Annotated in this window: 12 protein-coding genes and 1 pseudogene; 7 read left to right on the forward strand and 6 right to left on the reverse strand. The window is 58.2% G+C overall.

Going from position 1 to position 14881, the window contains the following annotated elements; all coding sequences use genetic code 11:
* Window positions 1-166: 166 nt before the first annotated feature.
* The 4 genes from AC1DU9_RS19790 (at window position 167) to AC1DU9_RS19805 (ending at window position 6589) form a co-directional block, all read left to right on the forward strand.
* The gene (locus AC1DU9_RS19790) at window positions 167-1495 is read left to right on the forward strand and encodes a deoxyguanosinetriphosphate triphosphohydrolase (RefSeq protein WP_457266284.1); all 1329 of its coding nucleotides are present in this window, start codon (window positions 167-169) and stop codon (window positions 1493-1495) included.
* Between the two features lie 178 nt (window positions 1496-1673).
* Window positions 1674-2066 (forward strand): response regulator, encoded by a 393-nt coding sequence (locus tag AC1DU9_RS19795; protein ID WP_457266283.1) that lies wholly within the window; start codon window positions 1674-1676, stop codon window positions 2064-2066.
* A gap of 246 nt (window positions 2067-2312) precedes the next feature.
* Complete coding sequence (locus AC1DU9_RS19800; protein WP_457266282.1) at window positions 2313-2939, forward strand: response regulator; 627 nt, start codon at window positions 2313-2315, stop codon at window positions 2937-2939.
* Between the two features lie 8 nt (window positions 2940-2947).
* On the forward strand, window positions 2948-6589 hold the full coding sequence (locus AC1DU9_RS19805) for a transporter substrate-binding domain-containing protein (protein ID WP_477810672.1): 3642 nt from the start codon (window positions 2948-2950) through the stop codon (window positions 6587-6589).
* A gap of 86 nt (window positions 6590-6675) precedes the next feature.
* Here the strand turns inward: AC1DU9_RS19805 and AC1DU9_RS19810 are convergent, their stop codons facing one another.
* Both AC1DU9_RS19810 and AC1DU9_RS19815 read right to left on the reverse strand, forming a co-directional pair.
* Window positions 6676-7158, reverse strand: a complete 483-nt coding sequence (locus AC1DU9_RS19810; RefSeq protein WP_223463860.1) for a GAF domain-containing protein — start codon at window positions 7156-7158, stop codon at window positions 6676-6678.
* The gene (locus AC1DU9_RS19815; protein WP_223463859.1) at window positions 7155-8045 is read right to left on the reverse strand and encodes an ATP-binding protein; all 891 of its coding nucleotides are present in this window, start codon (window positions 8043-8045) and stop codon (window positions 7155-7157) included. Before AC1DU9_RS19815 ends, AC1DU9_RS19810 begins: the two co-directional genes overlap by 4 nt.
* A 123-nt stretch (window positions 8046-8168) precedes the next feature.
* On the opposite strand from AC1DU9_RS19815, the gene AC1DU9_RS19820 reads away from it, so the two are divergent.
* Window positions 8169-10532 (forward strand): hybrid sensor histidine kinase/response regulator, encoded by a 2364-nt coding sequence (locus tag AC1DU9_RS19820; protein ID WP_477810673.1) that lies wholly within the window; start codon window positions 8169-8171, stop codon window positions 10530-10532.
* Here the strand turns inward: AC1DU9_RS19820 and AC1DU9_RS19825 are convergent.
* The 3 genes from AC1DU9_RS19825 to msrB all read right to left on the reverse strand — a co-directional run bounded on the left by AC1DU9_RS19825 (window position 10516) and on the right by msrB (window position 12032).
* Complete coding sequence (locus AC1DU9_RS19825; protein WP_223463857.1) at window positions 10516-10977, reverse strand: MarR family winged helix-turn-helix transcriptional regulator; 462 nt, start codon at window positions 10975-10977, stop codon at window positions 10516-10518. The genes AC1DU9_RS19820 and AC1DU9_RS19825 overlap by 17 nt on opposite strands.
* On the reverse strand, window positions 10974-11459 hold the full coding sequence (locus tag AC1DU9_RS19830) for a glutathione peroxidase (RefSeq protein ID WP_223463856.1): 486 nt from the start codon (window positions 11457-11459) through the stop codon (window positions 10974-10976). Before AC1DU9_RS19830 ends, AC1DU9_RS19825 begins: the two co-directional genes overlap by 4 nt.
* Window positions 11460-11639: 180 nt before the next feature.
* Window positions 11640-12032 (reverse strand): peptide-methionine (R)-S-oxide reductase MsrB, encoded by a 393-nt coding sequence (gene msrB / locus AC1DU9_RS19835; protein ID WP_223463855.1) that lies wholly within the window; start codon window positions 12030-12032, stop codon window positions 11640-11642.
* A gap of 226 nt (window positions 12033-12258) precedes the next feature.
* On the opposite strand from msrB, the gene AC1DU9_RS19840 reads away from it, so the two are divergent.
* Both AC1DU9_RS19840 and htpX read left to right on the forward strand, forming a co-directional pair.
* Entirely contained in the window at window positions 12259-13470 is a 1212-nt protein-coding gene (locus AC1DU9_RS19840) for a pyridoxal phosphate-dependent aminotransferase (protein ID WP_477810674.1), read from the forward strand.
* Between the two features lie 316 nt (window positions 13471-13786).
* Window positions 13787-14677, forward strand: a complete 891-nt coding sequence (gene htpX, locus AC1DU9_RS19845) for a protease HtpX (RefSeq protein ID WP_007973520.1) — start codon at window positions 13787-13789, stop codon at window positions 14675-14677.
* Between the two features lie 85 nt (window positions 14678-14762).
* On the opposite strand, the pseudogene AC1DU9_RS19850 reads toward htpX, so the two are convergent.
* A pseudogene (locus AC1DU9_RS19850) lies at window positions 14763-14881 on the reverse strand (group II intron maturase-specific domain-containing protein); the annotation flags it as partial.

Consider the following 14881-nt stretch of genomic DNA (forward strand, 5'->3'; position numbering starts at 1 on the left):
AATCTGGCACATGTGGTGGTGCGTTTCCGGCACGCCGGCGCGCGGATAGCCATCGATGATTTCGGTGCCGGTTACTTATCGATATCGACGCCACCCAGTTCCGCTTGCAGGTCATGGCGCGAAACGGGAAGCTAGGCTATCAGTCACCTGACGGAGAGACCCCGCCTTGGATTGGCACACTCTGCTTACCCGCGAACGCCTCGGAAAACCTCTGCACAGCCCAGAAGAGCTTGGCCGCAGCCCTTTTCACAAGGACCACGACCGCATCATTTTCTCGGGGGCTTTCCGCCGCCTCGGGCGCAAGACCCAGGTCCATCCGGTGTCCAGCAATGATCACATTCATACGCGCCTGACCCACTCGCTGGAAGTCAGTTGCGTGGGTCGCTCACTGGGCATGCGGGTCGGCGAAACCATCCGCAATGCCCTGCCCGACTGGTGCGAACCCAGCGACCTGGGGATGGTGGTGCAATCGGCTTGCCTGGCACACGACATCGGCAACCCGCCTTTCGGCCATTCCGGTGAAGACGCGATCCGGCACTGGTTCCAGCAAGCCGCCGGCCGTGGCTGGCTGGATGCAATGAGTGAAGCCGAGCGCAATGACTTCCTGAATTTCGAAGGCAATGCCCAGGGCTTTCGGGTACTCACTCAACTGGAGTATCACCAGTTCGACGGCGGCACCCGACTGACCTATGCAACGCTGGGCACGTACCTGAAGTATCCATGGACGGCCAGGCACGCCGACTCCCTGGGCTACAAGAAACACAAGTTCGGCTGTTATCAGAGCGAGCTGCCGCTACTTGAGCAGATCGCCCATAAACTCGGCCTGCCACAACTGGAGGAGCAACGTTGGGCGCGACATCCTCTGGTGTACCTGATGGAGGCTGCCGACGACATCTGCTATGCACTGATCGACCTGGAAGACGGCCTGGAAATGGAGTTGCTGGAATACGCCGAAGTCGAGTCCCTGCTCCTGGGCCTGGTGGGCGATGACTTGCCTGAGACCTACCGCCAGCTCGGTCCCGGCGATTCGCGCCGACGCAAACTGGCGATACTGCGCGGTAAAGCCATCGAGCACTTGACCAATGCCGCGGCCCGGGCGTTTGTCGAGCAACAGGATGCGCTGTTGGCCGGTACGCTTTGCGGCGACCTGGTGGAACACATGCACGGTCCCGCCAAGCGTTGCGTGCTGAATGCCAAGGACATGGCCCGCAAGAAAATCTTCCAGGACAAGCGCAAGACTCTGCACGAGATCGGCGCCTATACCACACTGGAAATCCTGCTCAACGCCTTTTGCGGCGCAGCTCTGGAGCAACACAACGGAAGTACGCCGTCGTTCAAGAGCCGTCGTATCCTTGATCTGCTGGGCAACAATGCGCCCGACCCTCACGGCCCATTGCACACTTCGTTTTTGCGCATGATTGATTTCATCGCCGGCATGACCGACAGCTATGCCAGTGAGATGGCCTTGGAAATGACCGGACGCGCCAGCCACTGAGGTGTATCGTTTGATCAGCCATTACGGCATTCGTAATGGCTGATCCCCCCTTGAAACTCCAACAGCACTCAAGTCTCGTCGAATCGCCCTACAGCACCTGTCGAGCAAACTGATCGCTTGTCCAGCACTCTCGCGAAACAATCGCCCTCCCTTCTGTTCGACAGATGAAGTGCACCCCATGGCCGAAGACGATCTACGCATCCTTGTGGTGGAAGACCATCCCTTCCAACTAATAGCCACTCAGTACCTGCTGGAAAGTTATGGCTTCACCCGACTGACTACCTCCGATAGCGCCAAAAGCGCCATGCAGCAAATGCTCGGGGCCGACCAACCGTTCGACATTCTTTTATGCGATCAATGCCTGCCCGATCTGACGGGACTCGATCTGGTCCGGTTCGCCAGCCAGCGAGGGCTGATCAGACAGGCGATCATTCTGAGTAGCCTGACAACGTCTGAATTGGATGAGCTTGTAAATACGGCCGCTGATTACGGGCTGCCATTATTGGGATACTTGATAAAACCACTGAAACAATCTGAATTTATAGACTTGTTGACCTCTGCACCAATATAGAAAAAGACACATATAAATCCCGACAAATATACAGCGTAAAACTTACAAACAACCTCCTTACAAAGTGCACCAAAGCACTAGACTTTCCTAGCCTTCCTAATAAGAAACCTAGTTAATACGTAGTCCCATTCCTTTTAATCTGTAGGAATTCTCCTATATTGCTGCTACAGCTTGGTCAGTTCATGCGGCCCTTCAAGTATCTGAGCTAAGGTGCGCGCTTTATTTGAGCTCGCATGGGACTTGATTATGAACTCCGTTTTTATTGTCGACGATCACCCGGTTATCCGCCTTGCCGTTCGAATGCTGCTGGAACATGAAGGTTACAAAGTCGTCGGCGAAACTGACAATGGGGTCGACGCCATGCAGATGGTTCGCGAATGCATGCCGGACCTGGTCATTCTCGACATCAGCATTCCAAAACTGGATGGCCTGGAAGTGCTGTCCCGGTTCAACGCAATGAGTAATCCTCCTAAAACACTGGTACTGACCGCACAATGCCCGACACTTTTCGGCATTCGTTGCATGCAATCCGGTGCCTCGGGCTATGTCTGCAAACAAGAGGACATCAGTGAACTGGTCAGCTCTATAAAAGCGGTATTTTCAGGTTACAACTATTTCCCGAGTGAGGCCTTGAACCCTGTCCACGGAGATGAAACACGCTGCATCGAATTGGAACTGTTCAAATCCGTAAACGACCGGGAGCTGATGGTCTTGCAACTTTTTGCCCAAGGTCGCACAAACAAGGAAATCGCCAAGGGGATGTTTCTGAGCAACAAGACCGTGAGCACCTACAAAAAGCGCCTCATGCAGAAGCTCAAAGCCAAATCCCTGGTTGAACTAATCGAGATGGCTAAACGAAACGCGCTAGTGTGAGACCCACGATGCCCAGCCGTTTGAAGATTTATCTGATACAGGTGACTGCAGGTCTATGCCTGAGCACCTCGTTGTTCGGGGCACCGAACAGTGAACACTACACGCTGCTCAGCCGTTCGAAGGCCGGAGCAATGGAGGTTCGGCTGGATGAATCCCAACGGCAATGGATAAAGCAAAAACATGAACTGACGCTCGGGACGTCGGCCCCGGACTACCCCCCTTTCGACCTGACCACCAGTGGGCAGGACTATGAAGGGTTTACCGCCGATTACGCTGGTCTTCTGGGAAAAATAACCGGTTTGCCCGTCACGGTTCGGCGTTTCGATTCCCGAGGGGCCGCGATCGCTGCACTGGAAAGCGGCGAAGTCGATCTGCTAGGCACCGCCAATGGATTCGAAGCTGGCAATGCCGACATTGCACTGTCGATACCCTATGCCGTCGACCAACCCGTATTGGTGACCCGCGAAGGGGAAACCCGATCCCTCACCGATGGCCTGGCCGGATTGCGCCTGAGCATGGTGTATCACTACTTGCCGCTGACGGAAGTCAGGGCGTTGTACCCGAAAGCGATCATCACGTCCTATCCCTCCTACCAGAATGCGATCAACGCCGTTGCTTTCGATCAGGCGGACGTGTTTCTCGGTGACACCATTTCAACTCACTACATGATCAACAAGGGATACTTGAACAACATCCGGATGGCCAACTTCGGCAAACATGAAGCCTATGGTTTCAGCTTCGCCGTTAACAGGAACACCCCCGAGCTGCTCGGCATCATCAACGCGACGATCACGGCCATCCCCTCCAGTGAACGAGAAAACATCGCCAAACGCTGGAGCGCCGGTAGCGACATTCTGCTGACCGATCAAAAGTTGCAACTCACTGAACGGGAAGAGCGCTGGCTGGCACGCCACCCGATAGTGCGCGTCGTCGTCAACGAAGCCTTTGCGCCACTGACGTTTTTCGATAGCAACGGCAACTTTCGCGGGGTCACCGCGGATTTGCTTGAGCTGATCAGGCTGCGCACCGGCTTGCGCTTTGACATCCGGCGCAGTCGGAGCGATGACGAAATGATCAAACAGATCAAGGACAACAAGGCCGATGTGATCGCCCCGTTGCTTCCCAGCGCGCAACGTCAAACCCAACTGAACTTTACCCGACCCTTTCTGGAAAATTCCTACGTCCTGCTGACCCGCAAAGCCGCCGACAGCCCGACCAACCTCGTGCAGTTGCAGGGCAAGCGCCTGGCCATTGCCCGCGGCAATCCACTCATGGATTACCTGCGCAGAGAATTTCCCCGGATCAGGTTGATCGAAGCCCCGGACACCTTCAGCGCCGTAGAGTTACTCGCCGAAGGCCAGGCCGAGGGCGCGGTGAACTCACTGATCATTGCCAATTACTTCATTTCGTCGCGACTGTTCGAGCACACACTGCAAATCAGCACCACCATCGGCACCGAGCAGGCAGCGTTTTCCCTTGCCACCGCTCGGGGCGCCAAAGAGCTGAACGCGATTCTCGACAAGGCGCTACTAAGCATCTCGCCGGAAGAACTGGGCATCATCAACAGCCGTTGGCGCGGCTATTCGGCGTCTTCGCAAAACACCTGGCGCAACTATCAACGGCTGTTCTATCAGATCGTCATCGGTGCCGGCGTGCTGCTGCTGATTTCCATTGCGTGGAACGACTACATGCGACGCCAGATCAAGCAACGCAAGGCCGCCGAGCGTGCGTTGAACGATCAGTTCGAGTTCATGCGATCGCTGGTCAATGGCACGCCCCATCCGATCTACGTACGTGATCGCCAGGGGCTACTGCAAAGTTGCAACGACAGTTACCTACAAGCGTTCAGCGCCAGGCGTGAAGATGTCATCGGCAAAAGTGTCATGCAGGGATCGATGAGCAATGTATTCGAAGCCCGGGAGTACCAGGCTGACTACCAACGCGTGGTGGCCGAGGGCAGACCGTTGATCGTCGATCGCGAGCTGCACATTGGCGGCCGGCGGTTGACGATCTATCACTGGATTCTTCCCTATCGGGATTCCAGCGCAAAAGTGCAAGGCATTATCGGTGGCTGGATCGATATCAGCGAACGGCGGCAACTGCTCGATGATCTGCGTTGCGCGAAAGAACGTGCCGATAACGCCAACCGGGCCAAAAGCACGTTTCTGGCCACGATGAGCCATGAGATCCGCACGCCGATGAATGCAATCATTGGCATGCTTGAACTGACACTCAAGCGTCTTGATCATCAGCACCCGGAGCGTGCGGCCATCGATGTCGCGTACACCTCGGCGAAAGGGTTGCTGGAGCTGATTGGCGACATTCTGGACATTGCCAGAATCGAATCAGGACGCTTGAGCCTGAGCCCGGAGCGCGTTAGTCCGGGTGAACTCGTAGCCTCGGTCGTGCGGATTTTCGATGGCCTGGCCCGACAGAAGAAGCTCGAGCTGGTACTGGAGTTTTCATCGGCCAACCCGACCTTCGATGTGTTGCTGGACCCTTTGCGCTTCAAGCAAGTGCTGTCCAACCTGATCAGCAATGCCATCAAGTTTACCGAGCAAGGTCAGGTCCGGGTCATTGTCGATCTGCAGCCGGCAACGCAATCCGGGCGCGTGCAGATGCGGGTGCAGGTTCACGACAGTGGTATCGGGATCAGCGAACAGGATCAACGGCACCTGTTCGAACCCTTCGCCCAGGCCGACAACGCCATGCAATCGGTCAGGGGGGGCGCAGGGCTGGGGCTGGTGATCAGCCGCAACCTCTGCGAGATGATGGGCGGCAGTCTGCAATTGCGCAGCGAGCCGGGCGTCGGCACTCAAGTGCAGGTGTTGCTGCTGCTGGAAACGTTGCCGCTGCAACAGTCAGCCCAGGAGGCCGAAACGCAAATCATCGTCGCAACAACCCCGTTGAGTGTGCTGGTAGTCGACGATCACCCGGCCAATCGCTTGCTCACGTGCCAGCAACTGGAGTTTCTTGGACATCGATTTACCGTCGCGGCCGATGGCCAGGAGGGACTGAATGCATGGAAAGACCAGCCGTTTGATCTGGTGATCGCCGATTGCAACATGCCGGTCATGAACGGTTACGAGCTGGCCCGCGCCATTCGCCAGCACGAACGACAAAACCATCGTCCTCCCTGCACCGTTCTCGGCTTTACCGCCAACGCCCAACCGGAAGAAGTACAACGCTGCAAACAGGCGGGAATGGACGACTGCCTGTTCAAACCCCTCAGCCTCGGTGCCTTGAGTCAATGGGTGGAAGGCATTGAGCCCACCCAGGCAGCCCCGGCGTTCAACCTGCACGGGTTGAAACTGCTGACCGGGGGCAACCCGATGTTGAACCGGCGATTGCTGAACGAGTTGGTGAACAGCAACCGCCAGGATCTGCAAACGCTGTTGTCGCTATCCAGCTGCGCAGATACGCAGGCGCTGAAGGACATTGCCCACAAAATCAAAGGCGCAGCCCGGATAGTGCAGGCATCCCGCTTGATCAACCGCTGCGAGGCACTCGAAGCAGTCTGCCATGAGGATTTCGACCGCGAAAAAGTGGCTGCATGCTGCAAATCCATGGAGTGCGCCATGCTTGAGCTGGAGGACGCGCTACTACGTCAGATCGAACACTACGACGAAGGCAAAGTGACAGAGCCTTAACTATGCCTGGCCCCTCGGCAGGGTGTTGACCGTCATGGAGAAAACCGGCGTCAGGCCTGCTGCTCAAGGCAGGCCTGGGGTCTTGATCAGCAGTCGGTCAGGCGCAGGAAAATCGCCGCCAGCTGTTCGATTCCTGCCTGGTCCTGTTCGGTGAAACGCGCCAGTTTCGGACTGTCGAGATCGAGCACGCCGATCAATCGGCCGTCCTTGACCAGCGGCACCACCAATTCGCTGTTCGAGGCACTGTCGCAGGCAATGTGACCGGGGAACGCGTGCACATCTTCGACCAATTGAGTCTGCAAGGTGGCTGCTGCTGTCCCGCATACGCCGCGACCGAACGGAATCCGCACGCAAGCGATCTGCCCCTGAAACGGCCCCAGCACCAGTTCTTCATGGCGGTTGAGGTAGAAGCCGGCCCAGTTCAAGTCATCGAGCTGATTGAACAGAAACGCCGAGAACTGCGCGGCATTAGCGATGAAATCCCGCTCGTCCGCCAGCAAGGACTCCAGTTGCGCGTGCAGCATGCCGTAGCCTTCGAGGCCCTGGCCGCTCCTTTGTAAATCGATCATGCCTTGTGCTCCAACAGTTTCAGCCCGACCCAATAACGGGCAAATTGATAAGCGCAACGTCCATTGCGATTGCCTCGGCCGGTGGCCCAGCGTACCGCCAGAATGTCCAGCTCTTCGCTGCGCTGCCACGCCAGCCCGGCCTTGCCGGCCAACTGGCCGATCCAGTGCTCGACGACGTCGAGGAAGTGTTCCTGGGTAAATGGATAAAACGACAGCCACAAACCGAAGCGGTCCGACAGCGCGATCTTGTCTTCCACCGCCTCGCTTGGATGCAGTTCGCCGTCGACCCGTTTCCAGTTTTCGTTGTCACTTTCCTTTTCCGGCACCAGGTGGCGACGGTTGGACGTGGCGTACAGCAAAACGTTGTCCGGCGCCTGTTCCAGCGAGCCATCGAGGACGCTTTTGAGCACCCGGTAATCACCCTCGCCCGACTCGAACGAGAGGTCATCGCAAAACAGTACGAAACGCTGGGGCAGTTTGGCGATCTGTTCGACCACTCGCGGCAGGTCTGCCAGGTGATCACGTTCAATCTCGATCAAGCGCAAACCGGCTTGAGCGTGTTCGGCCAACAAGGCGCGCACCAGCGACGACTTGCCGGTGCCGCGCGAGCCCCAGAGCAAGGCGTGGTTGGCCGGCATGCCATCGAGGAACTGCCGGGTATTGCGCCCAAGTTGCTCGACTTGCCGATCGACGCCGATCAGGTCCGACAAATGCATGTCGAGGCTGACCTCCAGCGGCATCAGATAACCGCCGCGTGCCTCACGATGCCAGCGCGCGGCCAGGCATTGCGTCCAGTCGATGGCTGGCCGCGGTGCCGGCAGCAACGGCTCGATACGGGCCAGAACGGCATCGGCGCGTTCAAGAAAAGCATTCAATCGGGAATCCACGACTTCTCCTCGGGCACGTTCACAGTAATGATGGTGATACAGCGACGAAACACAGCGTCACACAAGCGGTGGCCCCCGCGGTACAGGCCTCGCGAGAACATCAACAGGCAGGCATGATCGACTATGCTTGAGCAGCGAAAGGAAACGGAAGTGGTTCACCCCCCCATGGACATCAAATTCACCAACCGGCTGTCGTTCAAGCAAGCCCGGCTTACCGTGCTGGTCGGTTTCATTCTGGGCACGCTGCTCAGCCTGCTGCAAATAGGCATCGATTATGCCAGTGAAGACGCCTCCATCAATCGTGAAATCCTTTCATTACTGGAAATCAGCCACAACCCGGCCTCGCGAATTGCCTACAACATCGACGCCGAACTCGCCAAGGAACTGACCCTGGGCCTGCTGCGCTCGCCAGCGATCACTAGCGTGAGACTGACCGACAACAATGGCATTGTGCTGGCCAACGTCAAGCGACCCGGTGTGCAAAACGGATACCGGATGCTCAGTGATTTCCTGTTCGGCGCCAACCRACAGTTCGAAGACCGGCTTTACCTGGATCATTTACCCAACGAATCCCTGGGTACGCTGCGGCTGAACGTCGATACTTACGCCTTCGGCGACCGGTTCCTGCGCCGGGCCGAAGTGACCCTGCTCAATGGTTTCGCCCGCAGCCTGCTGCTGTCCGGCATTCTGCTGGCGCTGTTCTATGTGATGCTGACCAAACCCCTGGTGCGGGTCATCCGTGAACTCAGCGGTCGCGACCCGAGCAGTACCGAGCCGACCTCACTGGAGTGTCCCGCCGGGCACGCCGACGATGAGATCGGCGTATTGGTCAAGGTTGCCAACCAGCAATTCAAAAGCATCGCCACCGAAATCCAGCAGCGGCGCAATGCGGAAAACCGCCTGACCGAGTATCTCGGTCAACTGGAAAATATCGTCTCGGCCCGCACTGCCGAACTCAACGCGATCAATGCCCGGCTGAGCCAATCCAACCAGGAACTGGAAGTCGCTCGCAGCACAGCACTGGACATGGCCGACGCCCGCTCGGTGTTCCTGGCCAATATGAGCCATGAAATCCGCACGCCCCTCAATGGCTTGCTCGGGATGATCGCGCTGTCCCTCGACGGGCCGCTGACTGCCGAACAACAGCAACAGCTGTCCATCGCCCATGACTCGGGCAAAGTGCTGGTGGAATTGCTCAACGATATTCTCGACTTGTCGAAGTTCGATGCCGGTCAACTCGAACTCGAACACATCCCCTTCGACCTCGGCTCGCTAATCGAAGACACTGCCAACCTGTTATCGCAGAACGCCGCCCCCAGCGTCGAACTGACCTGCCTGATCGATCCGCATTTCCCGACACTCGTGCTCGGCGATCCGACCCGGGTGCGGCAGATCGTCAGTAATCTGCTGTCCAACGCCCTCAAGTTCACCCGTTTCGGGCGTGTCGACGTACGCCTGTCGACGTTCGGGGACGGCGTCAGAATCGAAGTGTGTGACACCGGCATCGGAATCCCTCAGGATGCCCAGGTGAAAATTTTCCAGCCTTTCACTCAGGCCGGCGCCGGTATTACCCGCCAATTTGGCGGCACCGGGCTGGGCCTGGCGCTGACCTACAACCTTTGCGAAGCCATGCGAGGGCGCCTGACGATCAACTCCGAGCCGGGTTTTGGCAGCCAGTTCTGCGCGGACTTGCCATTGCCCAGCCATACCCGAGCAATGCCTGCTGTTTCGCTCAAGGGCAAAGTCATCGCCATCACGGCCGCCAGCAGCGGGCTGGGCGAACTGCTGAACGGCCTGTTGCCTGGCTGGGGACTGGACTACGAACGGCGCTCCATGGATGACCCACTGCTTGGCCTGGCGGCCGACGTGCTCATCACCGACTGCCCCGAGTGCCTGTTCAATTTGCGCCCCACCCTCAGCGCGCCGATCCTGCTGATTACCGCTTATGGCAATTTCATGCCCAGCGAAGAGGTCAACGCCCTCGCCCCCTTGCAACAGCAGGCCCGCCCCCTGGCACGCAATACGCTGCATCAGTTGTTGCAGCGAATCCTGCAACCGCAAACCCACCCGATCAACAATGCCCCACTCGACGCGCAAAGCCCGCCGCGCCGCGGGCGCGTGCTGTTGGTGGAAGATAATCCGGTCAACCAACTGGTGGCCAAGGGCATGCTCGGCAAACTCGGCTGCGAGGTGACCACCGCGGCCCATGGTGCCGAAGCCCTGGATCAACTCGAACAACGGGAGTTCGATCTGGTGCTGATGGACTGCAACATGCCGGTGATGGACGGCTATGAGGCCAGCCGGCAAATCCGCCGCAGCGGTCGCTGGCCCCACCTGCCCATCGTCGCCCTGACGGCCAACGCCATGTCGGAAGAGCGCGAACGCTGTCGTGCCGCGGGCATGAGTGACTACCTGGCCAAACCCTTCCGGCGGGAAGAACTGGCCGCCCTGCTGGATTTGTGGATCTGCGCTACGTCAGCGCCTTGATCTGTCCCAACAAGTGATCGAGACCATCGCGCAAATCGTTGAGACGGTTCAGATCGACCCCGCTGTCGCACAACAGGCGGGCCTTGAGTGGCCCGACCTGATCGCGCAGGGCCGTGCCGGCTGGCGACAGGCTCAGATGCACTTCACGCTCATCGCGCGCCGAACGCTGACGCTGCACCAGATGCAGTTGTTCGAGGCGCTTGAGCAACGGTGTCAGCGTGCCGGAATCCAGGGCCAGACGCTCGCCCAATGCCTTGACGGTCGGTTGCTCCGGGGCCGCTTCCTGCCACTCCCACAGCACCAGCATCGCCAGGTACTGAGGGTAAGTCAGGCCCAACTGATCGAGCATTGGCTTGTAGGCGCGAATGACCGCCCGGGAAGCGGCGTACAGCTTGAAACACAGCTGGCTGTCGAGCTTCAGGGAATCGACTGACAAGGTATTCATTTGAGCAGGGCTTCGATCTCGCGAGTCAGGTCCTGCGGCTTGGTCGCCGGAGCGAAGCGCTTGACCAGTTGCCCGTCCTTGCCAATCAGGAACTTGGTGAAGTTCCACTTGATGCCCTGGGAACCCAGCACACCCGGTGCGCGCTTTTTCAATTGCACGAACAGCGGATGGGCGCTGGCACCATTGACGTCGATCTTTTTGAACAGCGGGAAGCTGACACCGAAGTTCAATTCGCAGAATTCGGAGATCGCCCCTTCGTTGCCCGGCTCTTGCTTGCCGAACTGGTTGCAAGGAAAACCGAGCACCACCAGGCCCTGGTCCTTGTAGGTCTGCCACAGCTCTTCCAGGCCTTTGTACTGCGGAGTGAAACCGCACTTGCTGGCCGTATTGACCACCAGCACGGCTTTGCCGGCGAAATCCGCCAGGGTCTTTTGCTCACCCTTGATGGTGGTGCAAGGGATGCTCAGCAGGTTGTCGCTCATGTTTGAGGGTCCGAGTGAATGGAAGAAATAACAAAATAGCGAGCAATTGAATTGTGTGCAATTTAAATAATCAAAACGCGGACCAACTGCAGCAGTTGCCGAAGGCTGCGATCTTATGATCCTGACCTTCGGGCAGCCTCAAGAAAGGCCAGATCAAAAGATCGCAGCCTTCGGCAGTTCCTACCGGGGCACCAGGTCCAGGCACACCGAGTTGATGCAATAGCGCAGACCGGTCGGCGGCGGACCATCGGGGAATACATGCCCCAGGTGCGCGTCGCATTTGGCGCAGACCACTTCGGTGCGGATCATGCCGTGGCTGACATCACGGATTTCGGTCATGGCGCTGTCGCCGATCGGCGAATGGAAACTCGGCCAGCCGCAGCCGGAATCGAACTTGGTCCTGGAGTCGAACAGCGGTTCGTTACAGCAGATGCAGTGGTAGACACCGTCGGTCCTGGTGGCGTTGTATTTGCCGGAAAACGGACGTTCGGTGCCCTTGAGGCGGCACACGTTGTACTGCTCTGGATCGAGCATCGCCTTCCACTCTTCCAGGGTTTTTTCCAACTTTTCCATCATCACACCTCAGCGGCTGAAAAAGCCCGATCTGTACCTTTTCCACGGATCGGGCGGCACGTATGATTGCGCCTCGTCAAACGCCAGTCTGGCAGCCAGACCACGCGCATTCAAACGGAAATATGGGTGCTGCATCTCAAGGCGTCAGGCCTGTGTGAATACGCAGGATTCCCAGCACGGTTGCCAAAACGCCGTCTGGATCGTTCATTTTCGGGAACACATCGCCATGCAGGTCAGCAAATCGAACAAGCTCGCCAACGTCTGCTACGACATTCGCGGCCCGGTGCTCAAGCACGCCAAGCGCCTGGAAGAGGAAGGTCATCGCATCCTCAAGCTGAACATCGGCAACCCGGCACCTTTTGGTTTCGAAGCGCCGGATGAAATCCTCCAGGACGTGATCCGCAACCTGCCGACCGCCCAGGGTTATAGCGACTCCAAGGGCCTGTTCAGCGCGCGCAAGGCCGTGATGYAGTACTACCAGCAAAAGCAGGTGGAAGGCGTCGGCATTGAAGACATTTACCTGGGCAACGGCGTTTCCGAACTGATCGTGATGTCGATGCAGGCCCTGCTCAACAATGGCGACGAAGTGCTGGTGCCTGCGCCAGACTATCCGTTGTGGACCGCAGCCGTGAGCCTGTCCGGCGGCAATCCGGTGCATTACCTGTGCGACGAGCAAGCCAACTGGTGGCCGGACCTGGCCGACATCAAGGCCAAGATCACCCCGAACACCAAGGCCCTGGTGATCATCAACCCGAACAACCCGACCGGCGCGGTGTATTCGAAGGAAGTGCTGCTGGGCATGCTGGAACTGGCCCGCCAGCACAATCTGGTGGTGTTCTCCGACGAGATCTACGACAAGATTCTCTACGACGATGCCGTGCACATCTGCACCGCCTCCCTGGCGCCGGACTTGCTCTGCCTGACCTTCAACGGTCTGTCCAAGTCCTATCGCGTGGCCGGTTTCCGTTCCGGCTGGATCGCCATTTCCGGCCCGAAACACCACGCCCAGAGCTACATCGAAGGCATCGACATGCTGGCAAACATGCGCCTGTGCGCCAACGTGCCGAGCCAGCACGCGATCCAGACCGCCCTGGGTGGCTATCAGAGCATCAATGACCTGGTGCTGCCCCAGGGCCGCCTGCTGGAGCAACGCAATCGCACCTGGGAGTTGCTCAACGACATTCCGGGCGTGAGCTGCGTCAAGCCGATGGGCGCGCTATATGCATTCCCGCGGATCGACCCCAAGGTCTGCCCGATCCATAACGACGAAAAATTCGTTCTCGACCTGCTGCTCTCCGAAAAGCTGCTGGTGGTTCAAGGCACCGCATTCAACTGGCCATGGCCGGACCACTTCCGCGTCGTGACCCTGCCCCGTGTCGATGACCTGGAGATGGCCATCGGACGCATCGGCGGCTTCCTCAAGTCCTACCGCCAGTAAGCGATCTGTCACCGTGCGACCCTCCCGCAGGTCGCACGGTGATTCATCCGGCAACATTTGTTTGCATTGCGCCGCTGGCAGTCGCTTTGTCGCTGCCGGACAGCGCCTTGTCTGCTCGCGCCTAACAAAGGCGGGCGCCTTCGACACGAATTGACTGACAAACACTTCCCGCATACTTATCGGAAATGCCCTGCAAGCAGCTAGACTGTTGCCGTAGGACACAGTTTGAAATAGTCACCCGGTTGAATACCCCGGTGCAGCACCTTATATACCCCGCAGTACGCTACATATTTAGCATGAGGAGATTTCTACAACCATGATGCGCATCCTGCTGTTCTTGGCCACTAACCTGGCGGTCGTGCTGATTGCCAGCATCACCCTGAGCCTTTTCGGCTTCAACGGGTTCATGGCGGCCAATGGGGTTGACCTCAACCTCAATCAGCTGCTGATTTTCTGTGCGGTCTTTGGTTTCGCAGGTTCCTTGTTCTCGCTGTTCATCTCCAAGTGGATGGCGAAGATGAGCACCAGCACCCAGATCATCACCCAGCCACGCACCCGTCACGAGCAATGGCTGCTGCAAACCGTCGAGCAATTGTCCCGCGAAGCCGGGATCAAGATGCCCGAAGTCGGTATCTTCCCGGCCTACGAGGCGAACGCCTTCGCCACCGGCTGGAACAAGAACGACGCATTGGTTGCCGTGAGCCAGGGTTTGCTCGAGCGCTTCTCGCCGGATGAAGTGAAAGCCGTCCTGGCCCACGAAATCGGCCACGTAGCCAATGGCGACATGGTTACCCTGGCGCTGATCCAGGGCGTGGTGAACACCTTCGTGATGTTCTTCGCGCGGATCATCGGCAATTTCGTCGACAAGGTGATCTTCAAGAACGAAGAAGGCCAGGGCATTGCCTACTACGTGGCAACCATCTTCGCCGAACTGGTTCTGGGCATCCTGGCCAGCGCCATCGTCATGTGGTTCTCGCGCAAGCGCGAATTCCGTGCCGACGAAGCCGGTGCAAACCTGGCCGGCACCGCCGCGATGATTGGCGCCCTGCAACGCCTGCGGGCGGAACAGGGGCTGCCGGTGCACATGCCCGACACCCTGAACGCCTTCGGCATCAACGGTGGCATCAAGCAAGGGTTCGCCCGCATGTTCATGAGCCACCCGCCGCTGGAAGAGCGTATTGATGCTCTGGCTCGTCGTCGGGGCTGATACACGCCACGGCAATCGAGTAGGAGGCGGATTTACATCCGCCGTCCTCTCACACCACCGTACGTACGGTTCCGTATACGGCGGTTCAGGTTAAGCGGTTAAGCCGGGTTATCGTGTCCAGTATTGAGACCAGCCCGAGTCGATCCCAGAGTTTCTTCGGCAGCGCCTGATTCATATGGGGTGCTCCCGAATTCCACCAAGGGC

It is taken from the genome of Pseudomonas sp. P4_C1 (assembly GCF_056402155.1).